General features: G+C 57.8%; 21 protein-coding genes, 1 pseudogene and 1 riboswitch. Of the genes and pseudogenes, 11 read left to right on the plus strand and 11 right to left on the minus strand.

The window, feature by feature from the left end; genetic code table 11:
- Positions 1-36 precede the first annotated feature (36 nt).
- A riboswitch (S-adenosyl-L-homocysteine riboswitch) is annotated at positions 37-142 on the plus strand.
- Positions 107-2941: a methionine synthase gene (metH, locus tag DES47_RS26875; RefSeq protein ID WP_166652199.1), complete on the plus strand. Its 2835-nt coding sequence runs from the start codon at positions 107-109 to the stop codon at positions 2939-2941. It overlaps the preceding riboswitch by 36 nt.
- A 19-nt stretch (positions 2942-2960) precedes the next feature.
- Here metH and DES47_RS26880 read toward each other — a convergent pair whose 3' ends face one another.
- Positions 2961-3983: a glycerophosphodiester phosphodiesterase family protein gene (locus DES47_RS26880; RefSeq protein ID WP_133703903.1), complete on the minus strand. Its 1023-nt coding sequence runs from the start codon at positions 3981-3983 to the stop codon at positions 2961-2963.
- Positions 3984-4221: 238 nt separating this feature from the next.
- Between DES47_RS26880 and DES47_RS26885 the strand changes: the two genes are divergently transcribed.
- The 3 genes from DES47_RS26885 to DES47_RS26895 all read left to right on the plus strand — a co-directional run bounded on the left by DES47_RS26885 (position 4222) and on the right by DES47_RS26895 (position 8490).
- On the plus strand, positions 4222-6000 hold the full coding sequence (locus tag DES47_RS26885) for a DUF1800 domain-containing protein (RefSeq protein WP_133703871.1): 1779 nt from the start codon (positions 4222-4224) through the stop codon (positions 5998-6000).
- A gap of 11 nt (positions 6001-6011) precedes the next feature.
- Complete coding sequence (locus DES47_RS26890; RefSeq protein ID WP_133703872.1) at positions 6012-7550, plus strand: DUF1501 domain-containing protein; 1539 nt, start codon at positions 6012-6014, stop codon at positions 7548-7550.
- Positions 7551-7617: 67 nt separating this feature from the next.
- Positions 7618-8490, plus strand: a complete 873-nt coding sequence (locus DES47_RS26895) for an alpha/beta hydrolase (protein ID WP_133703873.1) — start codon at positions 7618-7620, stop codon at positions 8488-8490.
- Here the strand turns inward: DES47_RS26895 and DES47_RS26900 are convergent.
- A pseudogene (locus DES47_RS26900) lies at positions 8487-8948 on the minus strand (magnesium chelatase subunit ChlI family protein); the annotation flags it as partial. The gene DES47_RS26895 and the pseudogene DES47_RS26900 overlap by 4 nt on opposite strands.
- A gap of 31 nt (positions 8949-8979) precedes the next feature.
- Between DES47_RS26900 and DES47_RS29745 the strand changes: the two are divergent.
- A complete protein-coding gene (locus DES47_RS29745; protein WP_425057491.1) occupies positions 8980-9378 on the plus strand; it encodes a helix-turn-helix domain-containing protein in 399 nt (132 codons plus the stop codon).
- 108 nt (positions 9379-9486) lie between these two features.
- Positions 9487-9858 (plus strand): C40 family peptidase, encoded by a 372-nt coding sequence (locus DES47_RS26910; RefSeq protein WP_133703876.1) that lies wholly within the window; start codon positions 9487-9489, stop codon positions 9856-9858.
- A gap of 56 nt (positions 9859-9914) precedes the next feature.
- On the opposite strand, the gene dgt is transcribed toward DES47_RS26910, so the two are convergent.
- From dgt to DES47_RS26930, 4 genes are all read right to left on the minus strand, one after another.
- Positions 9915-11498 (minus strand): dGTP triphosphohydrolase, encoded by a 1584-nt coding sequence (gene dgt / locus DES47_RS26915; protein WP_133703877.1) that lies wholly within the window; start codon positions 11496-11498, stop codon positions 9915-9917.
- Between the two features lie 835 nt (positions 11499-12333).
- A complete protein-coding gene (locus DES47_RS26920; RefSeq protein WP_133703878.1) occupies positions 12334-15048 on the minus strand; it encodes a type IV secretory system conjugative DNA transfer family protein in 2715 nt (904 codons plus the stop codon).
- Positions 15045-15419: a hypothetical protein gene (locus tag DES47_RS26925; RefSeq protein WP_133703879.1), complete on the minus strand. Its 375-nt coding sequence runs from the start codon at positions 15417-15419 to the stop codon at positions 15045-15047. The genes DES47_RS26920 and DES47_RS26925 overlap by 4 nt, the downstream gene beginning before the upstream one ends.
- A 46-nt stretch (positions 15420-15465) precedes the next feature.
- A complete protein-coding gene (locus DES47_RS26930) occupies positions 15466-15747 on the minus strand; it encodes a DUF3892 domain-containing protein (RefSeq protein WP_133703880.1) in 282 nt (93 codons plus the stop codon).
- Between the two features lie 167 nt (positions 15748-15914).
- Here DES47_RS26930 and DES47_RS26935 point away from each other — a divergent pair, with 167 nt between their 5' ends.
- The 4 genes from DES47_RS26935 (at position 15915) to DES47_RS26950 (ending at position 19471) form a co-directional block, all read left to right on the plus strand.
- Complete coding sequence (locus tag DES47_RS26935; protein ID WP_133703881.1) at positions 15915-17072, plus strand: type IV secretory system conjugative DNA transfer family protein; 1158 nt, start codon at positions 15915-15917, stop codon at positions 17070-17072.
- A gap of 54 nt (positions 17073-17126) precedes the next feature.
- The gene (radC, locus tag DES47_RS26940; RefSeq protein ID WP_243748481.1) at positions 17127-17600 is read left to right on the plus strand and encodes a RadC family protein; all 474 of its coding nucleotides are present in this window, start codon (positions 17127-17129) and stop codon (positions 17598-17600) included.
- A gap of 273 nt (positions 17601-17873) precedes the next feature.
- Positions 17874-19226 carry a P-loop NTPase family protein gene (locus DES47_RS26945; protein WP_133703883.1) on the plus strand — a complete coding sequence of 451 codons (1353 nt, stop codon included), beginning with the start codon at positions 17874-17876 and terminating at the stop codon, positions 19224-19226.
- Entirely contained in the window at positions 19223-19471 is a 249-nt protein-coding gene (locus DES47_RS26950; protein ID WP_133703884.1) for a hypothetical protein, read from the plus strand. The genes DES47_RS26945 and DES47_RS26950 overlap by 4 nt, the downstream gene beginning before the upstream one ends.
- A gap of 54 nt (positions 19472-19525) precedes the next feature.
- On the opposite strand, the gene DES47_RS26955 is transcribed toward DES47_RS26950, so the two are convergent.
- From DES47_RS26955 to DES47_RS29645, 3 genes are all read right to left on the minus strand, one after another.
- Positions 19526-20824 (minus strand): hypothetical protein, encoded by a 1299-nt coding sequence (locus tag DES47_RS26955; protein WP_133703885.1) that lies wholly within the window; start codon positions 20822-20824, stop codon positions 19526-19528.
- Between the two features lie 423 nt (positions 20825-21247).
- On the minus strand, positions 21248-22483 hold the full coding sequence (locus DES47_RS26960; RefSeq protein WP_133703886.1) for a hypothetical protein: 1236 nt from the start codon (positions 22481-22483) through the stop codon (positions 21248-21250).
- A gap of 2 nt (positions 22484-22485) precedes the next feature.
- The gene (locus DES47_RS29645) at positions 22486-22617 is read right to left on the minus strand and encodes a hypothetical protein (RefSeq protein ID WP_279537348.1); all 132 of its coding nucleotides are present in this window, start codon (positions 22615-22617) and stop codon (positions 22486-22488) included.
- A 638-nt stretch (positions 22618-23255) separates the two neighbouring features.
- Between DES47_RS29645 and DES47_RS26965 the strand changes: the two genes are divergently transcribed.
- Positions 23256-24773: a GNAT family N-acetyltransferase gene (locus tag DES47_RS26965; RefSeq protein ID WP_133703887.1), complete on the plus strand. Its 1518-nt coding sequence runs from the start codon at positions 23256-23258 to the stop codon at positions 24771-24773.
- A 130-nt stretch (positions 24774-24903) separates the two neighbouring features.
- Here DES47_RS26965 and DES47_RS26970 read toward each other — a convergent pair whose 3' ends face one another.
- Together DES47_RS26970 and DES47_RS26975 are read right to left on the minus strand one after the other, a co-directional pair.
- Positions 24904-25569: a hypothetical protein gene (locus DES47_RS26970; protein WP_133703888.1), complete on the minus strand. Its 666-nt coding sequence runs from the start codon at positions 25567-25569 to the stop codon at positions 24904-24906.
- Positions 25541-26440, minus strand: a complete 900-nt coding sequence (locus DES47_RS26975; RefSeq protein WP_133703889.1) for a DNA-processing protein DprA — start codon at positions 26438-26440, stop codon at positions 25541-25543. Before DES47_RS26975 ends, DES47_RS26970 begins: the two co-directional genes overlap by 29 nt.
- Positions 26441-26518: the final 78 nt, after the last annotated feature.

Consider the following 26518-nt stretch of genomic DNA (forward strand, 5'->3'; position numbering starts at 1 on the left):
TCGTGGAATCACCCGGCCTTGCCCTAGAATTGCGCTTGGTCCGAGGAGCGTTGCGACAAACCGGTGAGCCGCCACAGTGCGGTGCCCGTCTTGCCAGGCTCGGACAATGGCTCCCCAGCCATGTCAACGGCGCTCACCCGAACCCAGCAGGGCCGTGGTGAGTGTGCGGCCCTCAATACGAGTTGTAGAGGCCGCCATGTCCGACGAATCCGCAAACCCCGCTACCTTGACCCCGCCGCCGATGAAGCTGTCCGGCCTGGAGCCGGTGGACATCGGCCCCGGCACGCTGTTCGTCAATATCGGCGAGCGCACCAATGTGACCGGCTCCAAGGCCTTTGCGCGGATGATCTTGAATGGTCAGTTCGAGGAGGCGCTGGCCGTGGCGCGCCAGCAGGTCGAGAACGGCGCCCAGGTGATAGACATCAATATGGACGAGGCCATGCTGGACAGCAAGGCCGCGATGGTGCGCTTCCTGAACCTGATTGCTGGCGAGCCCGAGATCGCCCGCGTGCCCATCATGATCGACAGTTCCAAATGGAGCGTGATCGAGGCCGGCCTGAAGTGCATCCAGGGCAAGGGCATCGTCAACTCGATCTCGATGAAGGAGGGCGAGGAGGAGTTCCGCCGCCAGGCCAAGCTGGTGCGCCGCTACGGCGCCGCCGCCGTGGTGATGGCCTTCGACGAGAAGGGCCAGGCCGACACCTTCGAGCGCAAGACCGAGATCTGTGCGCGGGCCTACCGCATCCTGGTCGACGAGGTCGGCTTCCCGGCCGAGGACATCATCTTCGACCCGAATATCTTCGCCATTGCCACCGGCATCGAGGAGCACGACAACTACGCGGTCGATTTCATCAACGCCACGCGCTGGATCAAGCAGAACCTGCCCGGCGCAAAGGTCAGCGGCGGGGTGTCGAACGTGAGCTTCAGCTTCCGCGGCAATGAGCCGGTGCGCGAGGCCATCCACACGGTGTTCCTGTACCACGCCATCCAGGCGGGCATGGACATGGGCATCGTCAACGCCGGCATGGTGGGCGTGTATGACGACCTCGATGCCGAGCTGCGCGAGCGCGTCGAGGACGTGGTGCTGAACCGCCGGCCTGATTCAGGTGAACGGCTGATCGAGGTCGCCGAGCGCGCCAAGGGCATGGCCAAGGACGACACCGCCCGCCTGGCCTGGCGTGCCGGCGATGTGGACCATCGCCTGAGCCACGCGCTGGTGCACGGCATCACCGACTTCATCACCGAAGACACCGAGGAGGCCTGGCAGGCGATACAGGCCAAGGGCGGCCGGCCGTTGCATGTCATCGAGGGCCCGTTGATGGCCGGTATGAATGTGGTCGGGGACCTGTTCGGCGCCGGCAAGATGTTCCTGCCCCAGGTGGTGAAGTCGGCACGCGTGATGAAGTCGGCCGTGGCCCATCTGCTGCCCTATATCGAGGCCGAGAAGCTGGCCATGGTGGCGGCGGGCGGCGAGGCCAAGCCCAAGGGCAAGATCGTCATCGCCACCGTCAAGGGCGATGTGCACGACATCGGCAAGAACATCGTCACCGTGGTCCTGCAGTGCAACAACTTCGAGGTTGTGAACATGGGCGTGATGGTGGCCTGCCAGGACATCCTGGCCAAGGCCAAGGAGGAGGGGGCCGACATCATCGGCCTGTCCGGCCTGATCACGCCCAGTCTTGAGGAAATGCAGCATGTGGCCGCCGAGATGCAGCGCGACGAGCATTTCCGCTCGCGCCAGACGCCGCTCTTGATCGGCGGCGCCACCTGCAGCCGCGTGCACACGGCGGTGAAGATCTCGCCGCACTACACCGGCCCGGTGGTCTATGTGCCCGATGCCTCGCGCAGCGTCGGCGTGTGCAGCGAGCTGCTCAGCGACGATCGCGCCGCCCAGTTCATCGCCGACCTGAAGACCGACTACGAGCAGGTGCGCCAGCTGCACGCCAGCAAGAAGCAGACGCCGATGGTCACGCTGGCCGCGGCCCGCGCCAACAAGCATGCGGTTGACTGGACCGCCTACCAGCCGCCGGTGCCCAAGTTCATCGGCCGTCGCGTGATACGCAACTACGACCTGGCCGAGCTGGCCGAGTACATCGACTGGGGCCCGTTCTTCCAGACCTGGGACCTGGCCGGGCCATTCCCGGCCATCCTCAAGGACGAGGTCGTCGGCGCCGAGGCCCAGCGGGTGTTCAGCGACGGCAAGCGCATGCTGCAGCGCCTGATCGCCGGCCGCTGGTTGCAGGCCAGCGGCGTGTTCGGCCTCTATCCGGCCGCCCAGGTGAACGATGACGATATCGAGATCTACACCGACGAGACGCGCAGCGAGGTGCTGATGACCTGGCATGGCCTGCGCACGCAGTCGGAGCGGCCGGTCGTCGATGGGGTCAAGCGTCCGAATCGTTGCCTGTCGGACTTCATCGCGCCCAAGGGCACGGTGCCCGACTACATCGGTCTGTTCGCCGTCACCGCCGGTCTGGGTGTCGAGAAGAAGGAGGCCCAGTTCGTCGCGGATCTGGACGACTACTCGGCCATCATGTTCAAGGCCATCGCCGACCGCCTGGCCGAGGCCTTTGCCGAGCGCCTGCACCAGCGCGTGCGCACCGAGTTCTGGGGCTACCAGACAGACGAGAGCCTCAGCAAGGAAGACCTGATCGCCGAGAAGTACCGCGGCATCCGCCCCGCACCCGGCTACCCGGCCTGCCCGGACCATCTGGTCAAGCGCGAGGTCTTCCGCGTGCTGGCACCCGAGGAAATCGGCATGGGCCTGACCGACAGCATGGCCATGACCCCGGCCGCCAGCGTCAGCGGCTTCTACTTCGCCCACCCGGAAGCGGCCTACTTCAACGTCGGCAAGATCGCCGCCGACCAGGTGGCCGACTGGGCGCGGCGGATGGCCTTGAGCAAGGAGCTGGCGGAACGGGCGCTGGCGCCCTTGCTCTGAGTGCGCCAGCGCTGGCCCGTCAGCCTCGACGCTGGCGGCGCACCAGCCCCAGCAAGCCCAGGCCACCCAGCATCAGTGCATAGCTGCCGGGTTCGGGCACCGCGGCCATCAGTTCGTTGCGGGCCGTCACGCCCAGATCGGTGTAGTTCGTGAACACACCGTCCATGCCCCAGCCGAAGTACTTGTCGTATTGCGCGGCGGCCAGATCCGGATTGGCTTGCGCGAAGGTGTAACCATGAACCATCAGGCCGGCGGCATGGGCGGCCTCGATGTAGGCCGCGGTCACGGCGTTGGCGCCATTGTTCGTGATCGACGGGCCTATGCCGTTGACGATCTTCGCCAGGTCGGTGAACGAGCCGGCGGCCGAGTTGCCCAGGAAGACCTCCTGGATTGTCATGCCCAGGCTGTTCTGCTTGGCCCGGAGGCTGGTCAAGGTATCCAGGCTGAAGGACTGGATCACGACCTTGTCGCTGGCCTTGCCATAGCCGAAGCCGGCCAGCGTGGACAGGATCTTGTCTTCCATCAGCGGGTCGGCAATCTTGGCCTCGGGGTAGATGCCCACGGTGCGGCCGGTCAGCGCGCTCTGGGTCTGGGCCAGGGCGATGACCTCGTCGAAGGTCGGCACGCGCATCGCGTCGGGCGATGACGGCGTAAAGCCCGGATACGTGGTCTTGCCGGTGCCGGTGGGCAGCACAGTCAGCTGCTTGATCTCGGCCAGCGTGTAGCCCGACACGGCATAGCTGTTGTTGCGCTTTCCCAGCACGGCGGCAACGTTAGTCGTGCGGTTCAGCGTCGTGTCGTGCATGGCGACCAGGTAGCCGTCCTTGGTCAGCTGCAGGTCGGGCTCGATGTAGTCGGCGCCCAGCTTGACGGCAAGCTCGTAGCCGGCCAGGGTGTGCTCGGGCAGGTAGCCGCTGGCGCCGCGGTGTGCAATCACCAGCGGTGCCTGGCCATTGAGGGTGTTCAGGGTGGCGGCCTCGGTCTGCTGGACGAAGCAGGCGGCGAGAGCCAGGGCGAGGGCCTGGTACTTGAAGACGGTCATGAGTCAACTCCGGTTAGGTATTTACCGGGCGACTGTAGGCAGCGCGCATGACAGGTCCATGTCGGCACCGGCGTGGCGGGCGACTGGCGACTCGGGGGCGAGCCTCAGCAGCTACGGGCTTCCACACCTTTGCTTGCACTTTGTAGCCACAGCCAAACCGATCAAGGGGCAAGATCCGTTCCCACTGCTTGGCATCTATTCGCCGGCTAGGCGCGACTTTGCGCGGCAATGGAGGCTGATGGTGGGAGGGATCTGTACGTACACTCGATCGGGCAGGGCGCGGCTGGCTGGCCTGCTCGCGGCGCTGTTGTTGGCGGCCTGTGGCGGTGGTGGAGGGGATGCCTCGGACGGTGGCGGCACTCCGCACCCGCCCGGCACGCAGCCCAGCGGCAATGAGCCCAAGCCGACGCGTGACCAGGCCTTCCGCTTCCTGACCCAGGCCACCTTCGGGCCCACCGAGCCCGAGATCCAGAGCGTGATGAGCCTGGGCTATGGGCCCTGGATGGATCAGCAGTTCGCCAAGCCGACGGTCTCGCATCGTGCGCTGTGGGACGCCGCCGACGCGCGCATTCGCGCCGCCGACCCGACGCCCGGGGCCGGCCAGCGCGAGGTGCTGGATGGCTTCTACCGCCAGGCGCTCAGTGGTGAAGATCAGCTGCGACAGCGCACCGTGTTCGCGCTGTCGCAGATCTTCGTGATCTCGATGCAGGGCAGCGAAGTCGGCGACCACGAGCGCGGTGTGGCCGGCTATCTGGACATGCTGGGTGCGAATGCCTTCGGCAGCTACCGGCAGCTGCTGGAGCAGGTGGCCCGGCATCCGATGATGGGCATCTACCTCTCCCATCTGCGCAACCAGAAGGAGAACCCGGCCACCGGCCGCGTGCCCGACGAGAACTTCGCCCGCGAGGTGATGCAGCTGTTCTCGATTGGCCTGGTGCAGCTCAATGCCGACGGCACCGTGCGCAAGGACGCCGCCGGCAAGGCGCTGGAGACCTATGCCGGCGAGGACATCTCCGGGCTGGCCAAGGTTTTCACCGGCTGGAGCTGGTACGGGCCTGACACCTCGGATGCCCGTTTCTGGGGCAGCAGCAAGAGCCAGGATGCGGACCGCCAGTGGCAGCCCATGCAGGCCTATGCCCAGTTCCATTCCGTCAGCGAGAAGCGGTTCCTGGGGCAGACCGTGGCCGCGCAAACCGGTACCGCCGCCAGCCTGAAGACGGCGCTGGACACGCTGGCCGGCCATCCCAATGTGGCGCCCTTTATCGCCCGCCAGCTGATACAGCGCCTGGTCACCAGCAACCCCAGCCCGGCCTATGTGCAAAGGGCTGCCGCGGCTTTTGGCGCCGGCGGCGATATGCGGGCCATGCTGCGCGCGGTGCTGCTGGACGACGAGGCGCGCAAGCCCGAGGCCGCAGCCGACCCAGCCTTCGGCAAGCTGCGCGAACCGGTGCTACGGCTGACCGCCTTGCTGCGCGCCTTCGGCGCCAGGTCCGACTCCGGCAGCTTTCTGATCGGCGCCACCGACGACCCCGGCACCCAGCTGGGCCAGACGCCGATGCGCGCGCCCTCGGTGTTCAATTTTTACCGGCCCGGCTTCGTGCCGCCGAACAGCCTGATGGCGGCCCAGGGCCTGGCCGCGCCGGAGATGCAGATCACCCACGAGACCAGCATCGTCGGCTATGCCAACTATCTGCGCAGCGGCGTCGACCGCGGCTTCGGTCAGAGCGGCCTGGACGGCAAGGCCACGCGCCGCGATGTGCAGCCCGACTACACGCAAGTCCTGACCCTGGCGCCACAACCGGCCGCCCTGGTGGACGAGGTCAGCCAGCGCCTGCTGGGCCCGCAGGCCAACGCGGCCTTCAAGCGCGAGCTGCAGACGGCGGTCGAATCGGTGGCGGTGCCGGCACTGAAGGCCGATGGCAGCAACAAGACGCAGGTGGACACGGCCCTGCGCAATCGTGTGCTGGCGGCCGTGCTGCTGAGCGCGGTGTCGCCCGAATTCGTGGTGCAGAAATGAAGAAGGCTGGCATGAGCGCTATCCATCACTCCCAGGCCTCGCGCCGTGAATTCCTGCGCCGCGCCGGCGCCTATTCGGCACTGGGCGCCGCCGGCCCCATGGCGCTGAACCTGGCCGCGCTGGGCACGGCCGCGGCGCAAAGCGGCGGCGACTACAAGGCCCTGGTCTGCATCTTTCTGTATGGCGGCAACGATGCCTACAACATGGTGCTGGCCACCGATGCGCCCTCCTGGACCAATTACCTGGCCGTGCGCCAGCAGGGCAGCGACGCTATTGCGCTGGCCGCACCCGGCACCGCGGTGAATGCCGCAGCGGCGGCCGGCAGCCCGGCACGGCTGGGCGGAGTGCTGGCCTTGAGCCCCCTTAACGCCCAGGGCCGCAGCTTCGCGCTGCACCCGGTGATGGGCGGCGCCCGCGATCTGTTCGCCGCCGGCCGCCTGGCCGTGTTGCCCAATATCGGCCCGCTGGTGCGGCCGCTGAGCAAGGCCGACTACCGCAACAGCAGCATCGCGAGGCCACCCAAGCTGTTCTCGCACAACGACCAGCAATCGACCTGGCAGACCGGCGCCGTCGAGGGCGCCACCGTCGGCTGGGGCGGGCGCATGGGTGATCTGCTGGCCTCGAACAACGGCACGGCCCTGTTCACCAGCATCTCGACCTCGGGCAATGCGGTCTGGCTGGCCGGGCGCGAGGTGATGCAGTACCAGGTGTCGAGCCAGGGCGCGATACGTGTGGGTGGCAGCGGCAGCAGCCTGTTCGGTTCGGCCGTGGTGCAGGACAAGCTGCGCGGCCTGATGCGCAGCGCCCGCAGCAACGACCTGCTGGCCCGCGACCACGCCGCCGTGGCTGCCCGCAGCATGGATGCCGAGGCCCTGCTCAGCGGCGCCCTGCCGGCGGCCGGCAACGCACCGTTCGGCACGGCGGGCCTGGCCAATGGCGCGGCCGACCCGCTGCTGCAATACGACAACCCGCTGACCGGCGCCAAGGCCACCAACGGCCTAGCCCAGCAGCTGCAGGTGGTGGCGCGGATGATTGCCGCCCGCCAGACCCTGGGCGTCAAGCGCCAGGTGTTCTTCGTCTCGCTGGGCGGCTTCGACACCCATGACGGCCAGAACCGCCAGCAGGCCGATCTGATGGCCAGGCTGAGCCATGCGCTGCGCTATTTCGATATGGTGACTCAGGGCCTGGGCGTGGGCAATCAGGTCACCACCTTCACCGCCTCCGACTTCGGCCGTACCTTCACCAGCAATGGCGATGGCACCGACCATGGCTGGGGCAGCCACCACTTCGTGATGGGCGGGGCGGTCAAGGGCCGCGATCTGTACGGCGCCTTCCCGGCCTATGGCCTCGGCGACGGCAAGGGCGACTTCACCAGCCCGCAGCAGATAGCCAACGGCGCGATGTTGCCGCAGACGTCGGTGGACCAGCTCGGCGCCACGCTGGGCCAGTGGTTCGGGTTGAGCGCGGGTCAGGCTCTGGAGCTGTTTCCGAACCTGGTCAATTTTGATGCGGCCAAGCGCAATCTGGCGTTCATCTGGCCTACCGAGTAGCCCCGGCGGCCCAACGGTTTGCAGGCCTGCCTTATGCTCGGATTTTGGGCTCGCACCGAACTCCGCCATGAAGAAGTTGTTCCCCTCGACCCTGCCATGGCGCCGCCTGGTGCTTGCGGCGGTGGCGGGTCTCGCCCTGCTGGGCGGCTGCGCCACCTTGGATGAAAAGCAGCGCGAATGGATCTTCCAGCCCAGCGACCGCACCTGGTCGGGCGGCCTGGCCGCGGCCCAGGGCATGGAGGAGGTGTGGATTGAGTACAGCTCCCGCATCGCCGGCGCGCCGGTCAGGCTGCATGGCCTGTGGATACCGGCCGAGCGGCCGAATGCGCCGGTGCTGCTCTATCTGCATGGCGCCCGCTGGGACGTGCGCGGCAGCGCCAACCGGATGCGCCGCATGCAGGAGCTGGGTTTCTCGGTGCTGGGCATCGACTACCGCGGTTTCGGCCAAAGCAGCAAGGCACTGCCCTCGGAGGCCATGGCCTATGAGGACGCCCGTGCCGCCTGGGATTGGTTGGCCGCTCGCCATCCGCAGACGCCGCGCTATGTGTTCGGCCATTCGCTGGGCGGCGCCATCGCCGTGCATCTGGCCAGCGAGGTGCAGGGCGCTGCCGCCGGCCTGATCGTCGAGGGCAGCTTCACCTCGATTCCCGATGTGGCCAGCAGCTACAAATGGGGCTGGCTGCCCGTGGGCCCGCTGATCACCCAGCGCTTCGACGCGGCTGACCGCATCGCCAAGCTCAAGGTGCCGGTACTGGTCGTGCACGGCAGCGATGACCGGGTGATCAGCCCCGAGCTGGGCCGGGCGCTGTTCGAGCGGGCCCCAGAGCCCAAGCGCTTCGTGCTCGTCGAGGGCGGCTCGCACCACAACACCAATGCGGTGGGCCAGGGGCAGTACCGCGAGGCGCTGGCCGCGCTGTTCGGCTTGCAGGCAACGCCCTAACCGACGCTCAGCACCCTCCGGTACTGGATTGCCTCGGCCAGGTGCGTGACCTGGATCGCTTCGGCCTCGGCCAGATCGGCAATGGTGCGCGCCACGCGCAGCACGCGGTGGTAGCCGCGGCCCGACCAGCCCAGCCGGGCGGCGGCGCCTTGCAGAAACTTCGAGGCTGCCGCATCCAGTGGGCAGTGATGGTCCAGCAGCGGGCCGTTCAGTTCCGCATTGCTGCAACCCTGCCGGGCCAGCGCGGTCTGGCGGGCGCGGCTCACCCGGGCGGCCATCTGTTCGCTGCTCTCGCCCTCGGCCGCCGCGGCCAGGGTGGCCGGCGCCACGGCCGGCACCTCGACCTGCACGTCGATACGGTCCAGAAACGGGCCGCTGAGCTTGGCCTGGTAGCGCGCCACGATGTCCGGCGAGCAGCGGCAGGCGCGCAGGCTGCTGCCGTGGTGGCCGCAGGGGCATAGTCGCGTTGCCCTTTTGCCATTCACAAAAATGGTGCGGAAGAGGGCTGCAAAGGCGGAGTCACCGCCTCCTACCACCATTGGCGAGCACCTCAAGCACGTTCGCCTCGCCAAAGGATTGCTCCAGCGCGAGGTCGCCAAAGAGATCGGTGTCAGCAAAGACACGGTGGCGAATTGGGAGAAAGGTCAGACGACTCCGCCTGTTTGCCTCGGCCCCAGGATCTTCGACTTTCTTGGATATTGCCTGCTTGCTGATGGTGTTGATCTTGAGTCACGAATGGCGGCGTACCGCGTTCGGCGTGGACTTACCATGGATGCCGCTGCAAGCCTACTGGGTGTCGATCCGGGTAGCTGGAGCGCTTGGGAGCGGGGAATTGTTGTCCCCTGGCCAAGATTCCTGATTCAAATAGAGAGGCAGCTCCGCTCTTGAGTCCGGCGAACACGCTATCAGTTTCCCTGTAGTCGTAGATCACGACTATTCCGTTAAGGGGAGACACGGGCGGATCAGCCTGGCTGCTTAACGCCAAAGGGAGACATGATGGTCACGAGACAAGCGCCGATTCGAGTCATTGCACGCGCCAAGCTGTCAGGCATTGGGGATCATGTAGGAGTTCAATTGCCTGACGGGCGAGTTGCTCACCGGACACCAGAAGGCAATGAAGTCGTGTCGCTTGAAGAATTTGCCCAAGGTCGGAAGCTGCGCGAGTTGCGCCGAGCTTCATTGGGAGATTACGGAGCGATTCTTCAGCGGGTCGCTGAGTCAATGCAGGCATCAGCGAACTATCGTCTCGGCGACAACAATTGCGAGCATTACGCGAGCTTCCTCATGGGCGAATTGCCGCGAAGTCCACAGATGCAGGGCTTAGCGACACTTGCCGCGATCGGTGCCGTCTTGGTATTGGCCAAGTAGACAAACCTGAAGCCGATAACGTGTCGGTAATGGGTCTGGCGGCGACGCAACGGAGCTCAGAAAGGTTTGAAAATTGACTCTCCCGCTTCATGAAGGCGTCGATAGAACTCTAGTGCATATCGATCAGTCATGCAGGCAATGAAGTCGCAAATTATTCTCTTCTTGTCCTCAGCCCCATCTAGGTATCTATGAAGATCTCGATAGTCTTCCGGAAGTAGGCGCTCTCCACCCGATTTGCTAAGGACATCAAATATATCCTTAATAATGTCGGCTCCCCTGTTCTCAACAACCTTGAGGCGAGGGGACATTATTGTTAATTCATAGGTTAAGTGCTTAAGAATTTCTACTCGAGTTCGAGTTAACTGGTTAAGGTAAACTTTAGAAAGAGCCGGGCATCTATCGTTGTACCTTATCTCAACGCCTTCTATAGCATTTCCGACCAATGATGCAGTAAAGGATGTTCTGAGATATCCGTTGCCCGCTATGCTGTCAGATAGCTGGTATGCGCTCAAAACTGGCACGTCCATTTGAATTCCACGCTTGCTGTCAAAGATGGTCTTCAGTACGTTTTTCACCACCGTTTTCGGGGCAAATTTTTTGCTTTGACTGGCTATCTGCTGAGACAGTAGCTCGGTATATCCAAGGGATTGGCGCAGCACCGCTTCATTACCATCCTCGAAGATCTCGGCAAACAAATCTTGCACGTGATTAAGTAAGTCTTTCTCATCAATACGACCTATCCCCTCTTTCTCTAGGTTAAAATTAACTTTCTCGTGCACATTTTTAAGGGCTTCACCATCTCTGGAAGTCCTCCAAAGTAAACGAAGTGGGCTGAGAAATTCAGCCTTGAAGGTGTCTTCTAAGTCATAGGTCGAATATGCGATGTCGTCAGCAATATCCATAATCTGGCATTCTATTGTTTTGAATTCGCCAAGATTTACAGTTTGACCGCTTTCCTTCAAAACTGCGGCCTTAATATTTGCAACTAGCTCTGCCTCTGACTTGTAGAATCCTTTTTCAATGCGCTTTCCTTCCCGCGCCTGTAACCCTATTTGTTGATCATATTTGAGGATCGACGCCAGTGAGCGATAGGTTAGATTTAATCCTACGCGCGCGTCTTTCCCATTGCGGTGAGGTGATTGATCGACATCAACACCTTGTTCCAGGCGTTTTTCGAGTCGGGCCAAGATCCGCAAAGATTGGGCATTTCCTTCAAACCCACCCATTCCTTGCATGCATTCATTTAGTGCCTTCTCGCCATTGTGACCAAATGGAGGGTGCCCAATATCATGTGCAAGAGCGGCAACTTCTATTAGATCGTAGTCAATACGTTGACTTGGCTCGGCATCCAAAAGTTCTTTACACTCAGAATTCAGCTTCATCGCGATCGTCTTTGCGATCTGAGCTACCTCAATTGAATGCGTGAGCCGATTGCGGAAAAAATCTGTTTCCGTCCCTGGAAATAGTTGGGTCTTTCCTTGAAGGCGGCGAAAAGCGGGTGAATGAATTAAGCGTGCGTAGTCACGCCTATAGCAGCTTCTGTAATCTGCCGTCCCTGGGCGATTCCCGATCTGTACGCATCGCTGGCTATCAGCAATGCTATAAAGTTTGCCAGGGACATTTCGTTTTGGACTTGGCATTTTGTCTCCCCGTTTGCAAAAAAAAAGCCGATCTGCTGATCGGCTTTGGCGTCATTTATGACGCTTATTTCTTTTTGTTAAGACTCTTTGGCTTTTCCCTAGTGGTAGTCTCGGAGCCTTGCAAAAGAGTTATACCCTTGATGGCTTCTCTATGCGCTCTGTCGCGCGCATCATGGTAAACAGACATTTCCTTTTTGGCCAATTTCTTGGCTTGCTCAAATACATATGAGTCAATAACTGCGGACGGCATTTTGCACTCCTTGTAGATGACTTATTCTAGTATAGAATAAATAATGGCTGTTGGTCAAATATATTATTGGTGACGGCTGAAGAATACGACGATAGCGAGCGATCTATTGTGCCTTGGCAGAAACGAATAATTCGTTTCCAAACGAAAGCAGAAGCTTCGCGGGAAATATTGGGTCGATCGGCTTGTGCCGAATATATTGTTCGCCGAGCAGTCTTAGCTGCTAAGGCAGTGATGTGGCGAGGGCACATCTTTCTCGTTAGGCCAGCTATGGGAGGCGCTAAGAGCTTTGGGATCATGTTGATGCGGCGTTGCCCCGACGTTGTGTGGCAGCGATGCTGAAGAAAAAAGCATGGCAACCGTGTCGACCAATTCGATGCCTGCATTGCAAGCAATTTCCCTGCCAATCAAAAAACCACATACGAATCAGGCACTTGCTATCGCGCCTCTCGATATCGCACCTGTAATGTAAGGCAAACCGACATGAGCAAGTACAGGGTCACTTCCATTGAAATGCAGACGGATGCGTACTAACAACGAAAAGCACCCAGCCGTGACTGCTTCTGATGGGGATCAGTGCACGGTTGGTCAGTTCATTGCCTTTGCCACCACCTTTGCCACTGCATTCCGCCTAGCTAGTGCCTCAATCGGGTCGCTGTCTTTGACCTTTGACCGTACCGTATACCCCTTCACCGTGCGTTCGGTTGTTTGCCGAGCAACAGGATAGCCGTCCAGAAAACCAGGAACGTCCTCAGGCAGAAGAAATGACACGCGCTTCTTGTCACCTTCGTCTAGTGCTCCGGCGATGAACTTCTGAAGACTGACCTGACGCCGCCTGTGCGAGGTCAGCATGACGATATGTGTGTAAGGCAGCGCAAGACACTTCTCAATGTTGCCAAGTTCGTGATCGCTGGTCGTCGTTACGGAGATTTCTACAGCAATAGTTACCTCCTTACGCACCAAGACGGCATCGATGCGGCCAGCCCCGTCGTGAATTGGCTGCTCAAGGGTGACTAGAAAGCCGCGAGCCTCGCCTAGCTCCTTGACGAGATGTTCCAAATACTTGTGCTTCGCTCCGCCGTGCCCCATGTCCCGAGGAGCTTTGGATTCAGCTCTTGGCGGGACGCGCGTAATGACGATCTCATTGAGATGAGTAGATTGGGGCAGAGCATCAAAAGGCAAGGCCTGCTGTGGTGCTGCCGGCTGCTCAAGCGAAGCTGTTGTTGCACTTGAACTTCGAACGGCAACGCTTGGAATGATAGATTCATTCCTAGGTCGCGGCGGCGGCACCGCAACGACCTCAAATGTGGCTTCTGGCTCCTGCTCGACACCGTACCGCTCGCGCGAGCGCTCCTTGAGTTCGGCATAGCTTCGGTCACTCGCGCGTCCCTTTGCCTCAAGGAATCCAAGCGGTATTGAAAGCGTCACTCCCCGATCAGTGATGTTCTTGGCGAAGCACGCGAAGTGGGTCTCGTGCGGCCCCTTCCGCTGCGCAAGCAAGAAATCCGTGTCACAGCGGAAGTCGTCCGCAAGGGCGCGGGCATCCTTGGCGCTCACTCCGCCTGCGAGCTTGATCGAGGTGTTCGCAATCACGCCGGCACGGATCTCAGGTAGAAGCTGATCAAGGTTCTGATGGGCAAAGGTTATTGCCCCTTTGTACTTTCTGACCTGGGCGAGCATCCGGGTGAGGGTCAGGTCTACCACGTCCTCGGCCTCGTCGATGTAGACGTATGTCGGTGTGCGGTCATGTCGGGCAACTGCCGCGCGCCGCATCAGAGCCTGGCCAAGTAGGGCAACGAACATTCGACTGAAGATCGTTGAACCTTCATGGCCAAGGAACTCCTTGGCCGTGTTGATAAAAACAATCGAGCCGTTCTGGAGTGACTGGAACAGATCGACTGAATTCCGCTTCGCGCTCATCATGCGGTCAAGGGATGCGCTCGACAGCACACCCCAGAGACGATTCAGGATTTGCTTCTTGGTCTCGCCGAAAGACCGATCAAAGAAGCGGGTTTCAAAGAATGCCCGCGCACTCCCTGTGAGTCCTTGCATGTACGGGCGGAATCGCTCGCCGTCTTCCATGAGTTCCCGAAGCGTATGGATATTGGCGTTTGGTATGCGTGTCATCAGCATAGCCAAGTAGCGAAAGATAACGCCTTGCTTCTGCGTCAGTTCGGCGCCAAGGAGGCCGCCGAAGAAGTACTCATACAGCTCAATCGTCCCATTGATGATCGTCTCACGCTCAAGAGCACTCACGGGTCCAAGACGATCAAGCCCGACGTCAAAGAGATTGAGCCCCACAGGTCGCTCAATATCCGTTGGATCAATGTAGATGAAGCGCTCAGAAAGTCGCTCGTTCTTGAAATACTCGCTCCGCATCAGCGTTTCAAGAAGATCCCCCTGGCTGTCCATCACGACAACAGAGCGCTCTTCGTTGATCGCCTTTTCAAGATCCGCCGCAATCAGGTATTGCAGCGCCTGAGTCTTCCCATGCCCGGTGCCTGCAAGAATGTGCGTATGCTCAAATCGTACCGCTTCGGGAATGTGAAGCGGAATCGGGAGCGTGAGAAGTTCATAGAACGGCGTATCCGCCAGGTAGAGTTCGAGGAGTTCGGCATCACTTGACCCCTTCTTCTCCTCCGGCAGCACCAAGTGCTTGCTTGTGCTGTGTCTGTCTTCCGGGTGAATGCCGGAGGCAATACACAGCCGGATGTGGAGCTGCTCGCGAAGCGGTTCAAACAACCCGTCATCCGGAATGCCGAAGGAGAAGGGCGTGCCAATGATCTTCTGAAGCAACGCAGGCACGTCCGCGATGAAGGTATAGAGCGGCGTCTCAGGCGCAAGCGCCGACATCTCGTCGAAATCGCCGCTGGCATCAGGATCGACAAATGCCTGCTGCGGGAACTCCTTGTACATGCCGCCCAAGATCGACTGGATGACGCTCGACCACTTGGTGACGAAGTATTCCTCGTTCTCAAGCATGCGCTTTGATGCGCGCAACTGATCACGGAGCGCGACCTGTTGAGACAGCGTGCCGCCAACTGCACGCGCTTGCGGGACAAACGAAAAGGGCTCCTCGGAAAGGAGCCTTTGAATGAGGCGGGCGACGGGAACCCCAATGCGCATGCCAAGCGATACGTCCTCAGTCTCTGCAAGCTCCTCCATGACGAGGGTTGCAAGTTCATTCGCCTGACCATCGGCAAAGAACATGCTTTTTGCGCGGAGTGCCGAAACCTCTGCGAGTAACGCCTCTGTCTCTGACTGGCTCTTGGGTGCGCCTCCAAGGAAGCTAAAGAGGCTCATGCAAAGCGAATGACTTCTTCACCTTCAAAGGTTGAGGCCGCCGTGAGAATTTTGTGGAAGAGGTCGGTCGCCTCCTTCAGCTGGCCTTGAACAGCCATGATCTCAATGATGTCCTTGCACTCAAACGTGCGGCCGAGAACAAGATCGTTCACCGTCACGCGCATTTGCATGAAGCGTGCCGCGATCAGCGACATGGCGCCGGTTGCCGCATCGATCTTGTCGGCACCCTTTTCATACAGCAACGTGTCGGCAAGCTTGTACTTCTTGACGAAGCCTTGCTCCGCGTCGTTCAGACCAACCTTTGCTTCCAGTATGAACTTCACACCCCCCATGAGGCCGGATTTCTGGCTGCGAGAAAAATGCAATTCCATGGTGTTCTTCCGGTTCTGGCCTTCGGCCTGGTTCTTCTAGGAAATCTCACGGGCAGGCTGGCAGCGACAGCAAGTTGTCGGTCCAAACGCTGTCCGCGTACGTGCGGATAAAGGGCGCCTTCCCTGCCTCACGGACGACTCCCACGTTTGCCCGCTTTCCGCTGCGCGGGTCTTGGACAAAAAACGTGTTGGTCTTGGCATCAATGCTTGCAACGACCTGGGCAACTGTCCACTTCCATTTGCCCGCACCGCCGCCAACATGCGTGATGTGCTCGTGCTGGCGGTTTGTCGCCGACAGCGTGATGCAGGTGATCTGAACGTCAGCCATTCGGGCTCCCATTGGTGATGCCGAAATGCTATGGAGCAAGCTCAGGGAACGCGTCATCAGAATTAGGGATGTGCGAGACGGGTGAGCTACCAAACGGCGGTAGCAGGTGCCAGATAGCCGCCTTCTGCCGCCGTGCGCGGATGGGGCACGTTTGATAACGTCAAAGCATGCACGATGTGTCGTATTTCGCATTGACCAATGGCAGGACTCCCCACAAGCGATTCGGCATCAAACAGGCCGATCGGCTTTTCCACATGCATGTGATTGGAAAGACCGGTGCGGGGAAGTCCAGACTGCTTGAGACGCTCATTCGGCAAGACATCGATGCAGGTCGCGGCGTAGCGCTGATCGATCCTCACGGCGATTTAGCACTCCGAGTGCTTGCATATGCGAAGGAACGAAGAGCCGATGTGGTCTATCTCGATGCCGCCGATACAGCGGCGCCATACGGCTACAACCCATTGCGCGGTGTCAGCAGTGAATACGTGCCGCTCGCTGTTTCCGGGATGATGGAGGTATTCAAGAAACGCTTTGCCGATGCCTGGGGCGTTCGTATGGAACACGTTCTGCGCAATGTGCTCTATGCCATTCTTGAGTCAGGCGGTGGCACGCTCACGGATGTGCTGCTCATGCTCTCTGACAAGGACTTCCGGAAGCAGATAGTGCCTAAGGTGAAGAATGAAGCGGTGCGAGCCTTCTGGGAGAACGAGTTCCCCCAGTACGCCGAACGGTATCGCGGCGACGCACTGGCGCCGATACAGAACAAGATTGGGGCGTTCCTGGCAGACCCGCGCATGCGGCGCATCGTGACTGCCCCACAAGTGGATTTGTCGTTGCGAAGGATCATGGACTCAAGCCAGATACTCATCATCAACCTGTCAAAGGGGACCATTGGCGAAGACAGCGCGTCCCTCTTGGGCGCACTTCTGATGACAACGTTTGGTCTCGCTGCGTACTCACGGGCAAACATCGCGGAAGGCAGTCGTCGGCCATTCTTCCTCTACGTGGACGAGTTCCAGTCCTTCACAACCCTCGCGGTCGCCGACATGATTTCAGAGCTTCGCAAATATCGGCTCGCTCTCACGGTCGCCCACCAACACCTGCATCAACTTGAAGAAGGCGTCAGGCATGCACTCATCGGGAACGCCGGCACATTGATCGCCTTCCGTGTCGGCGCTGAAGATGCTCGGTTGCTGTCCAAGGAATTCATGGAGATAGCCAGCGTCGCTGATCTTGTCGGCCAAGCAAACTACTGCATCTATCTCAAGCTCATGATCGACGGTGCTCCGAGTAGGGCGTTTGCGGCAACGACTATCGCTCTATAGATGCCGAACTAGGCAAATCTTCACGCCGTGTGTAATACAGGTTATCTTGAGAGGATAGATCACAGATGTTCTTCAACCAAGGAGTCTGTGATGGATCTTGACCAAGCACGAAGGGTCATCGCTGACCACTTCGCTCAATCTCTCAGGCGGCATGGCTGCTTCGATTCTCCTCCCGTTGTTCGGGAATACCTGAGCGCAAGATGTGCAGGACTGGAGCATGAAGTGTTCTTTGTGCTTTTCCTGGACGCTCAGCACCGTCTGATTGAGGCAGCAGAAATGTTTAGAGGCAGCCTTACCCAAACCAGCGTGTACCCGAGGGAGATTGTCAAAGAGGCGCTGCGCCACAACGCTGCTGCAGTTGTCCTTGCTCACAACCACCCCTCCGGGGTAGCTGAACCGTCGCGCGCCGATGAGGCGTTGACGCTGAATCTGAAGGCAACGCTTGCGCTTGTCGATGTGCGAGTTCTTGATCACTTTGTAGTCGCCGGACCAGAAGTGGTCAGCTTCGCTGAACGGGGATTGATATAGGAAAGCAGGCCTCGAAGTTAGGGGCCTTTTTTCTGCCCAAAGTTATTGAATCGCCGCGCCTTACCTGTTCAGCAGAGAATAAACATTGGCAAAACTGGCTGCGCAGATCTTCGCGTTACTACCAACAGCCATTGATGCTGTCGAGTGCTATCTTTGAAACAGTCAGCTGAATTTGAATTTCATATTTCAGTCCATTTGGTCAGTATCTGCGCTGGACATATTTTTATTGCGGTGTACACTCAAATATAGATTGCATAACCAGGGACTCATAGTATGACCCCAGTTGTCAAAAGACGCTCCTTAAAAAAGAAAAAACCCACACGACAAGAGAATGACAAGAGGGTAATTATTCTTGGTGTTCCGGGTGTCAGGAAAACTAGCGCAGCAAACAAAATAGCAGCCGAACTAAAGCTTACGGGCGTTCCCTGCACAGTTATCAATTTTGAGGATGCATTCCTTTACGGCACGCTGGCAAACGACAAAGCTAGCTTCCTCTCCAGTCCGCTTGAGGTTCAGCATAAACGATGGACCGATGCTTGGGCTAAGTGCAAAAACCGCCTTCCTAAGACGGGAAACTTTATCCTCACGATGCATGGTTGCTTCATTAGTAGCCTCTTCGGAGCGAGAAGTCTGCTTGACCCAGGACAGGTCGCACGAGATGTGAATCCAACTTTGGTAATTACACTAATTTCAGATATTTACGACTGTTGGTCTGAAACGCACGGCGGCGCAAAAGGGCTTTCTATTCGTGGAGATCCCTCGCTTACTCAATTGCTCGTTGCGCGACGGCTGGAATTGATCATTGGTGATCAAATTGCATTAGCGAGTCCTGTGAGTGCAAAGCTTACAAATGGACATCGGAGCTATAAACCGCTCAGAATTAAAAACCTGCTCCTTTCCGTCTATCATCCGATAAAAACATTTGTCCACGCAATTGCATGTGGACCACAATTGAAAATCGGGTATCTCTCGTTCCCAATCAGCCAGCCACGCGAAATGGAAGCAATTGGAGACAAGTCGGGTATGGAGGAGGTTTCGGCCTTTGTCCGTAAAGCATTTGAAATTCAAGAGAGACATTCTGATTTGGTTTTACTATGTCCGCTTGCTATCGACGAGTTGCCGTTCAAGTCTTGGCTGGACAGCGTAGCAAATCCAGCAAATGGTGCGACCGCTGTCTTTGATCGAGCAAAATTCAGATGGCCGCTGAAGAGTCTCCATGGGGAATTGAAGCCACTCATGGATCCAATTGCTCAGCTGGAGTCAATGAACCTACAAGAGGCGCACGAAGCAACCTCGCTAATAAAGAATGATGTGACGCTTCGAGACTATCGTCTTGTTGATCAAGCCGACTTTACAGCAGTATTTAATCCAATCCTGGCAGGTAACAGGAAGGACATCGCTAAAAGCGTTGCGGAGGAAATAAAAAGATCTCAGATACTTCAAATCCCGGTCTTCTTATTTCAAGATATCAAGCGTGACCCGGAAAGAAATACTCTTAGAGAGCTGGGAATTCATCCGGAAATGATCCCAACAATGGCTCGGGAGCCAAGTAGAGACTTATTGATTTCATGCAATGACATCAATGATCTATATCAACACCTTGAAAATGGAGGTCGAATTCAATGAAAATCGCACTCTTTGTACATCAGAACGACTCGGATAGTGATGCTGCCTTGGAGTTGGTCAAAAGAAAGCTTTCTCCAGAGCAGTTTGTTGTTCGAGTTTGTCCGTTGGTCCTGAGAATGGATGATGATTATCAAATGCCCTTCATTGCGAATGAGGACAATACCCCATTTTTTGGATTGCAAGGCGTTCGTAATTATCTTGATAATCGGGAAAAATATAAGCCAGTTCTGGCAGAACCGGTTTGAAAAGAAACAGCACTTCGGTGCTGTTTTGCTTTTTTTACGTCCTTGCTTAGTTAGTTATTTGCCGGGTACTGCGTGGGATAGACCATACCGCCTCTCCAACCCCGCGAGGATCTCCCCCTTCGGCACCTCCACCATGTACACGCTGCTGCGGTAGCTGCGCAAGCGCAGCCGGTTGCGAATAAGGGAACCGAGGAAGCGTGCCGTGAGCGGACGGTCAAACTCCGACCCGTGCTGCAAGAGCACCGCCTGACGAACGACCGCAAGAGGCACATACGTTGCTTCGTTGTCCTTCTCGCCGAGCTGGATGATCACCTGGAGCACGAGGGCTTCGAGCTGCGTCGATCGATCACGAATCAGTTCCTCTGACTGGGCATGCACCAATGACTTGATCCGCTCGTGCATGTCCGGATCGGGAATGATCGACAAGAGCGGCACCAGAATCTGATTGGCCCGAGACGACAACCCTTTGTCAGCAAGTGCTGGATTGACGACAATATTTGCGTGCTCACGAAAACGGTACATGAGCAACTTGTTTCTGAGCACGAGCGCTTCGTCTTTCTGAGACTCCGGCAGATTGATCGGAACATTCTCGTCAACCGTACCCCTCATCTCCTCGGTGATGAAGCGCGACTCAAGGGCGTAGTCTTGGAAGATCTCGCGCATCCCCACGAGCTTCGGCCCAAACACGTCAAAAGCCCGAGGATCAAACTCGCGCTTGTCGCTCATATTGGTGCGCAGCACGGGGAACCCTCGCACAGTGCCATTGTTGAAAATCTTCGTGAGTTCAGCTCGTTCGTCTGAGAAGCGAAAATCGGCCTCGTCGAAGATGAGCGTCCCCCGGAAGAGATCGAGCGTGTGAAAGATCGGTGAGACCGTCGATGCGCCGCTCGCGAAAATTGGTTTGTAGGTGATAGAGCCAACAACAGTGAGAGCACGTGTCTTACCGCTACCAAAGTCCCCTTTGAAGCGAAGGTAGGGAAGTTCATTGAACCGGTCGTACACCCAGGTGAGCAGGACGTAGTACACCGCGATGTCAGTGAACGTCTCTGTGAGCGTCACATAGCGACGTATGTAGCTTCGAACAGTAACGGCCAAGTCGGCGATATCGCTGTACTCGTCGGCAGCACTCGGCAAGAGCACAACACGATGCCGGATCAGGCCATGATCAGCCCGCATTGGACTGAGCACCTCGCCGTTTGCGAGATCAATTCGGGCATGCGACTGAGTGATTGCTGCTTCATACGTTGCAAGCTGCGTCAGTCGCTCATCGCCGTTGTAGAGTAGTTCAACCAGCCTCCCATCGGGAAGCACTCGCGAGACTGTCGGTGATGTATGTTCTTTGCCACCCTGCATAGTAATCAGGGTAGCAAGGGACGAAAGGAAAACATAGATGGCAAAGCGTGCGTTCTAGCATCGGATGTCCGCCATCGTGCAGCAAGCCCCCTGTTTTCACGCCCAATGAAAAAGAGCGCCTGAGGCGCTCTTTTTGTTCGGACTCTGCCATAGCGGTTAGGAGCCCAAGCGCTTTGCTAACTTGATAGCTTTACCCACAGCCCATGAAGCCGTGAAAATGACACCACACACGATGCCAAGAATGAATCCAGTGCTGAATGCGATCATTTGATGCCCCAGGTTGAATTGGTTGTGGAGGGTGAGTTCTTGGCCCAGGCGCGGAGGGCACGGATGACGCGGAAGAGTAGGCTAGCCACAAGTGCCACCGCCAAGACCTTTGCCGAACGGGAAGAGATGATTGATTTCATGTCGTTCACCTGGTAGTTAGATAGCCATTGCGATTGACTGCTTCGTAGCAGACCAATTGGAGATGTTGAAACGGACAACTGACACGCACCACCAACCGTTTGGCAATTGATATTCCGGTTTCGCCACGATCAGTGCCGTCAAGCTCGGCGGAAAGCTGTCGCGTCGGAGCGAGCGATATGGGTTGTCAAGCAAGGGGGCTGCTACTTCGGGGATGAAGTTTTTGGTACGAAGAACGCGTTCATTCCAGAAGCTTCCGCCGCCAGCCAGCTGCGAGCTCAGTGCCAACTTAACATCGTCGCCCAGGTTGCCAAGCACGATCACAAGCGGCACGTTTCGACCAATGTCAGCAACAAAGTGTTGACCCCATCCTGGCTGACTTCTCTCCGCTTCGACCTCTTCGTCCTCGTCCTCGTCGTCCGCTTCGACGGCCTTTTTTTGATGTTTTGCCCGGGGCCAATCAGTTTCACTGCGCGCTGTCAGCCGGCTCTTTTGGTCCTCGGCTTCACGCGCCTTCACTGCACTTCTGGCGAGGGCTTCAACCTCTTCCCGCTTGCGAGCAAGGTGAGCGATAGCGAGGCCGATGTCTTGATCTGTCGCCGGCCTGAGCCACCGGCCTGTTCCAGGGTCGATGCCAACGCGCCCTTTGAAAAGGCGCGGCGGTGCCCGAGCCTCTACCGCGTCGCCCACAAGGATGAGAGGTCCCTCGGCATCGAAGCGCGGAAGCGCCAGCAATTCGGCCTCACTCGACAGATCAAGCGCTGTGATGGGAGAGGCATTTCGGAGCGCAAGTGCATGAGCCGCCGTCTCGCGAGAGATCGGCTCGCAACGACCACCCAAATAATGATCTATGCTGATGCGTTGGATGCGCGCGTTTGCACCCCCATAGATCGGCGGACAGACATATGCAATCGGCTCGCCATTCAAACCAAAAAACCAATCACGCGATACGTAAAGCCAACCGCCTCCCACGACTGCAGACGCCCCGGCAGCAAGCAGGGTCGGCAAGAGAGGAGGCCTTCCGATCGCGGTCTTCGCGCCGTAGCGGATCAATGGTCCTGCGACAAGGATGCTGACGAACAAAGCAAACGGGAGCGCGAGCCCTACTGGTAGACCGGATGCGGATAGCAGGGCACTTGCCCCCGTTGTGACTAGGGTGAAAACTTCAGATGCGACAAATATGTAGATGCCTGCGACGGCGGCCGCAATCACGACCGCCGTCGCCAGCATCCCCTTGATGAGGGTGCTGACCATGACTACGCTCCTTTCCGGGCGCGATGTGCGCGCCAGGCTTGGATAACGGTTTGTGCCGCCATCTGAACAAGAAAGACGCCGCCTGTGACACCGGCGACGCCGACAATTGCGAGCAATGCTGTTTTCAAAATCATTTGATTTCTCCAAGGGCTTTTTCGAGTTGCCCCCTTTGTTTGCACGTAAGCAATGAGTGCCTGGAACTCGGGGGCAAGCGAACCCCCTCACGGCCGAAACATGGCTGTGATGAAGGGACTGACGCAGCCAGCTGGCTGGCGCTCGGGTGTCAGCCGGCGCTTGGCGTGGAGTAGGTGGGGGGCCGTCGGGCGCGTGAGTCGCGCCTGGTCATAGCACTTCGAACGGCTTCAGCTTGCAAGCTGGCACGCTTTGTGCTACAGTTGATTTATCGTCGGCCTTGTCGCTTTCGATAAGTTCCTTTCTTTTCTCGCGGCTAGCGATGAGAGTGGGGGCAAATGTCAGAAGCAGCTTGCTTCGGACCCAGCCGGTCACACCTATTCCCGTAGGTCTGACCGGTTTTCTTTTGTGCGCACAGTAAGCACGCCGTCAAGCTGATGCACTAGCCTGCTCGCGCCTAAGCAAAATGTCAATGCACTGGAGCGGTTGAAGGTCGCTTTTGGTAAAAGATATTTACCCAGAGGTTGCCGATCATGCGGAGTAGACTGCAAAGCTTGGTCCAGCGTGACATTTGGCGCTTGCATGTGTAGAAGTGAGTGAGTGCATGCCTCTATTTAGCGAGGCAATCAGGAAGTAGCCCATGACGGAGCGGAGCAAGAAGACTTTCAAAGAGGTCATAGCTGATCGCCTTGGCCGCTGGTCATTCGATGCGCCATCGCCATTTGCGACCGGTGCTGTATCGGAAGTCCGATATCGGGACACGAAGACCCTTACGTTGAGACTCGCCGCGACAGACTTGTCAACCAAGGTCGAGTCGAACTCGTATCTGGTTAGTGATTCAGACATCCAGCGTTTTATTACGGCAGCGAATGCCCTAAACGTAAGCTTCGGTGCACTTGGATTTAATAATTCACTGTTCCCTGCTGACCAAATTCAAGCTTGGATCGACGAAGAAATTGTACTCATACTCGTACAAACAGAGTCGAACAAGACCGAATCGAAACCGATAGCCTTCATCAAGGTCACCCAAGCTACGGACCGTCCCCACGTTGTTGAAATTGGCCCAGTGCTAGTTCCGGATTTGGAGAGGAAGCGTGGATTTGGCCAAGCCATTTTTAACAATGTGGCACAACTTCTCGCGCTGTCGCTGAAAGGCTGCCGTATTTACGCACGAGTGTCGCCGAGCAATCAGTTGGCAATTGAGCTATTTGATGATCTCAAACGCTTCAAAGCGATTACTGAAGAGGAGTGTTTCGATGATGTCGAAGCGTTGCCAGAATATTGCGTTACAAACATCAATGATTTCAAATGGTATATCTGGGAAAGCTTGGGGCGCTCCCGCGGCGTAACATTTGGAGATGTATTTAAGGGCTTGCGGGAGGTGCGGCGTCTCACCCAGCAAATCGTCGCACAGCGCGCAGAGATGACGCGCGAGGCACTCAATCAAATTGAACACGGTGTGACGCCTAGTCCTGAAAATATTCCGAGGTTACTTGAGGCGCTTTCATCAAGTCTCGGAATCGACACCTATGCTAAGACCAAACTACTCTACTCAGTCTGCGGTTATGAATTACCGCCAGATTTGATATTCTCTGGAGTATTGGAGAGCCAACCTTCAAATAGAGGTATTGGTCCTGAGTCGAGGTGGTCGGTCAGCGATCGCCCGCTTGAATTCACGAGTGAGAGTGAATTTGCAAGTAGCATAGCTGCAATTTCACAAGGATTTCAGCGGTTCTTCTTCGTTCCCAGAAATGGCTTGTTGGCAAGCTATGGCGGAATGCTGATCAGGAAAATTCTAGAAGAAACTGATTCCCTTGGATTGACGGAGCGGCAGCATCGCGATCTGTTAACCAATGTTCGGCTATTCGTGGCCCCATCTACTACGTGCAGAATGCGTCTGAATGTGCTCGGTGCTGACTATAAAGAAGGCATTTTGCGCCGACCAAGAGGTATTTCGATGATCGGGCCAAATGACGAAAGAATTGATCTCGACGCCTCACTGACGCAGAGCATTTTCGAAGATATATCGGATGCGATTCGGCCAGCGTTGAACCTTCCACCAAGTCACAACAAGAGATTGGACTTGCAGGATGGATTTGCAATGATTCCTCTAGCAGAGGTGCATCCAGAATTGATAGCAAGGCTATACGGGAAATAGCTTTGAATTGAACCGAAGAATACCCATGACTATTTCGCGCGGTGGTTGCTCTCGCAGCTACCGCGTTACCATCCCATTTTCTCCGCGCCTGAGGCTCAACAAGTGCCTCCACCGGCAAGACTGCCGCCCCCTACAACGCCTCACCAAAGATCGACGCCGGATCAATGTCCTCAGGCGGGCACTTCCTCCTGCCAATGAACAGGCCAACAACATTGCAGGTAGGCACGCGTTCTTTGAGCAGTCGCTTGCAGGCTTTGAAATGTGTGCCATTGGTGAGCACATCATCAAAGAGAAAGACGGTAGGCAGAAGCGGCGCAGCAAGACACGACTCGTCGATTGCAAGCAGCGGATAGAGGTCATCCGGTGTCGGGCGCCGTTCGCCTTCTGCGAACTCATGGTGCGACCGTGTGGACTGACGCATGACTAAAACTTCGCGCACATCAAGTTGCGGCTGTCCAGATGTCAAGATGCGCGTCAGCCTGTCGTCGTAGAGAGGGTCAGTTCTTGCCTTCGATGGCGGTATGGGAATAAAGGAGCAGGAAGCGGGGGCGCCTGCGCTTAGGATGCCGCGCACCAGTTGACCAGCCTTGACGATGGATTGGTCTTTGTACCGATATTCCGCAAGAGCGCGTTTGGTGACAGGTTTCTTGAGGTTGGAGATCAAGTTGTTGACCTCTCCTGCCGAAAATCCCGCTCGCGAGTGGTACTCGCCGAGGCAGTAGCAGTCGTCGTCAGAAGTCAGGTAGCAATGCTCTCCCCGGAGGGCGTCATCGATCTTGATGAGCCGGAATGCCAAGATGACCTCGTATGTCGTCGTAGTCCGAAACGCGAATAGCTCCCTGAGACAAAAGTCGCTCAGGCCATTTCAGTCCGCGACTAAAGCAGTTCTCAAGAATGAAGAGCTTCCGACCCTGCTGGATCGCTGCTCGCGCCTGCGTGAGTGATCCTGACGTTTCCCCTGCTTCGACGATCACTGTCGCATGCGTGAGCGCAGACATCGTGGCATTTCGCTCAGGAAAGAAAAGTCGGTTCCATTGAGGGCTCTGCCTAGAGTACCGAATCACAGGAACCTGGCTAACCAGTAGGAAGTCTTTTGCTATCTGCTCTTGAAGTGCCGCGTTTTCTTTCGGGTAGGTCTCGCTGATTGGCGTCCCAATCACCCCTATCGTCTGGCCACCTTCTTCAAGAGCTGCAGTGTGTGCAGCAGTGTCAATTCCTTTGGCAAGTCCTGAGACTACGACGACGCCATCTTTGACAAGACACTTCGCCAGCCTCCGAGCCCGCCTGACACCATCCTCGGAAGCATCTCGACTTCCAACGACTGCCACTCGGTACGGAGTCGAGAGCAAGTCAAGATTTCCTCGGTAGTACAGGCATTGAATCGGATGTCGCGCATCACGAAGCGCTTGCGGATAGTCCATTGTTCCGTGAACAACAAAGCCAGCATCGCTTAAGTGCTTGGACTTGAAGATGCGCAGTACCTCGCGAGCACGCGCCTTCGCTACGTCGAGATCGACGAAGCACGACGGCAGGTCATTGATGCTCTTGCTGAACAGATCAGCAAGAGTCTTAAACGATTGGCCATCCTGAGCCCAAAGCTCTTCGTATGCCCCCAGCTCTAGCGCCGGGGACACGGTTGGCCGTGCAAAAAGCTCAGCAGCTTGCACAGGAACTCCCCTCTTTTCACACTACGGACTGTATGAAGATACAGTAAGTAAGGACTTAACTTTGAGGATACCACCCGA

This window comes from Roseateles toxinivorans, assembly GCF_004362525.1.
Lineage (GTDB): Bacteria > Pseudomonadota > Gammaproteobacteria > Burkholderiales > Burkholderiaceae_C > Paucibacter > Paucibacter toxinivorans.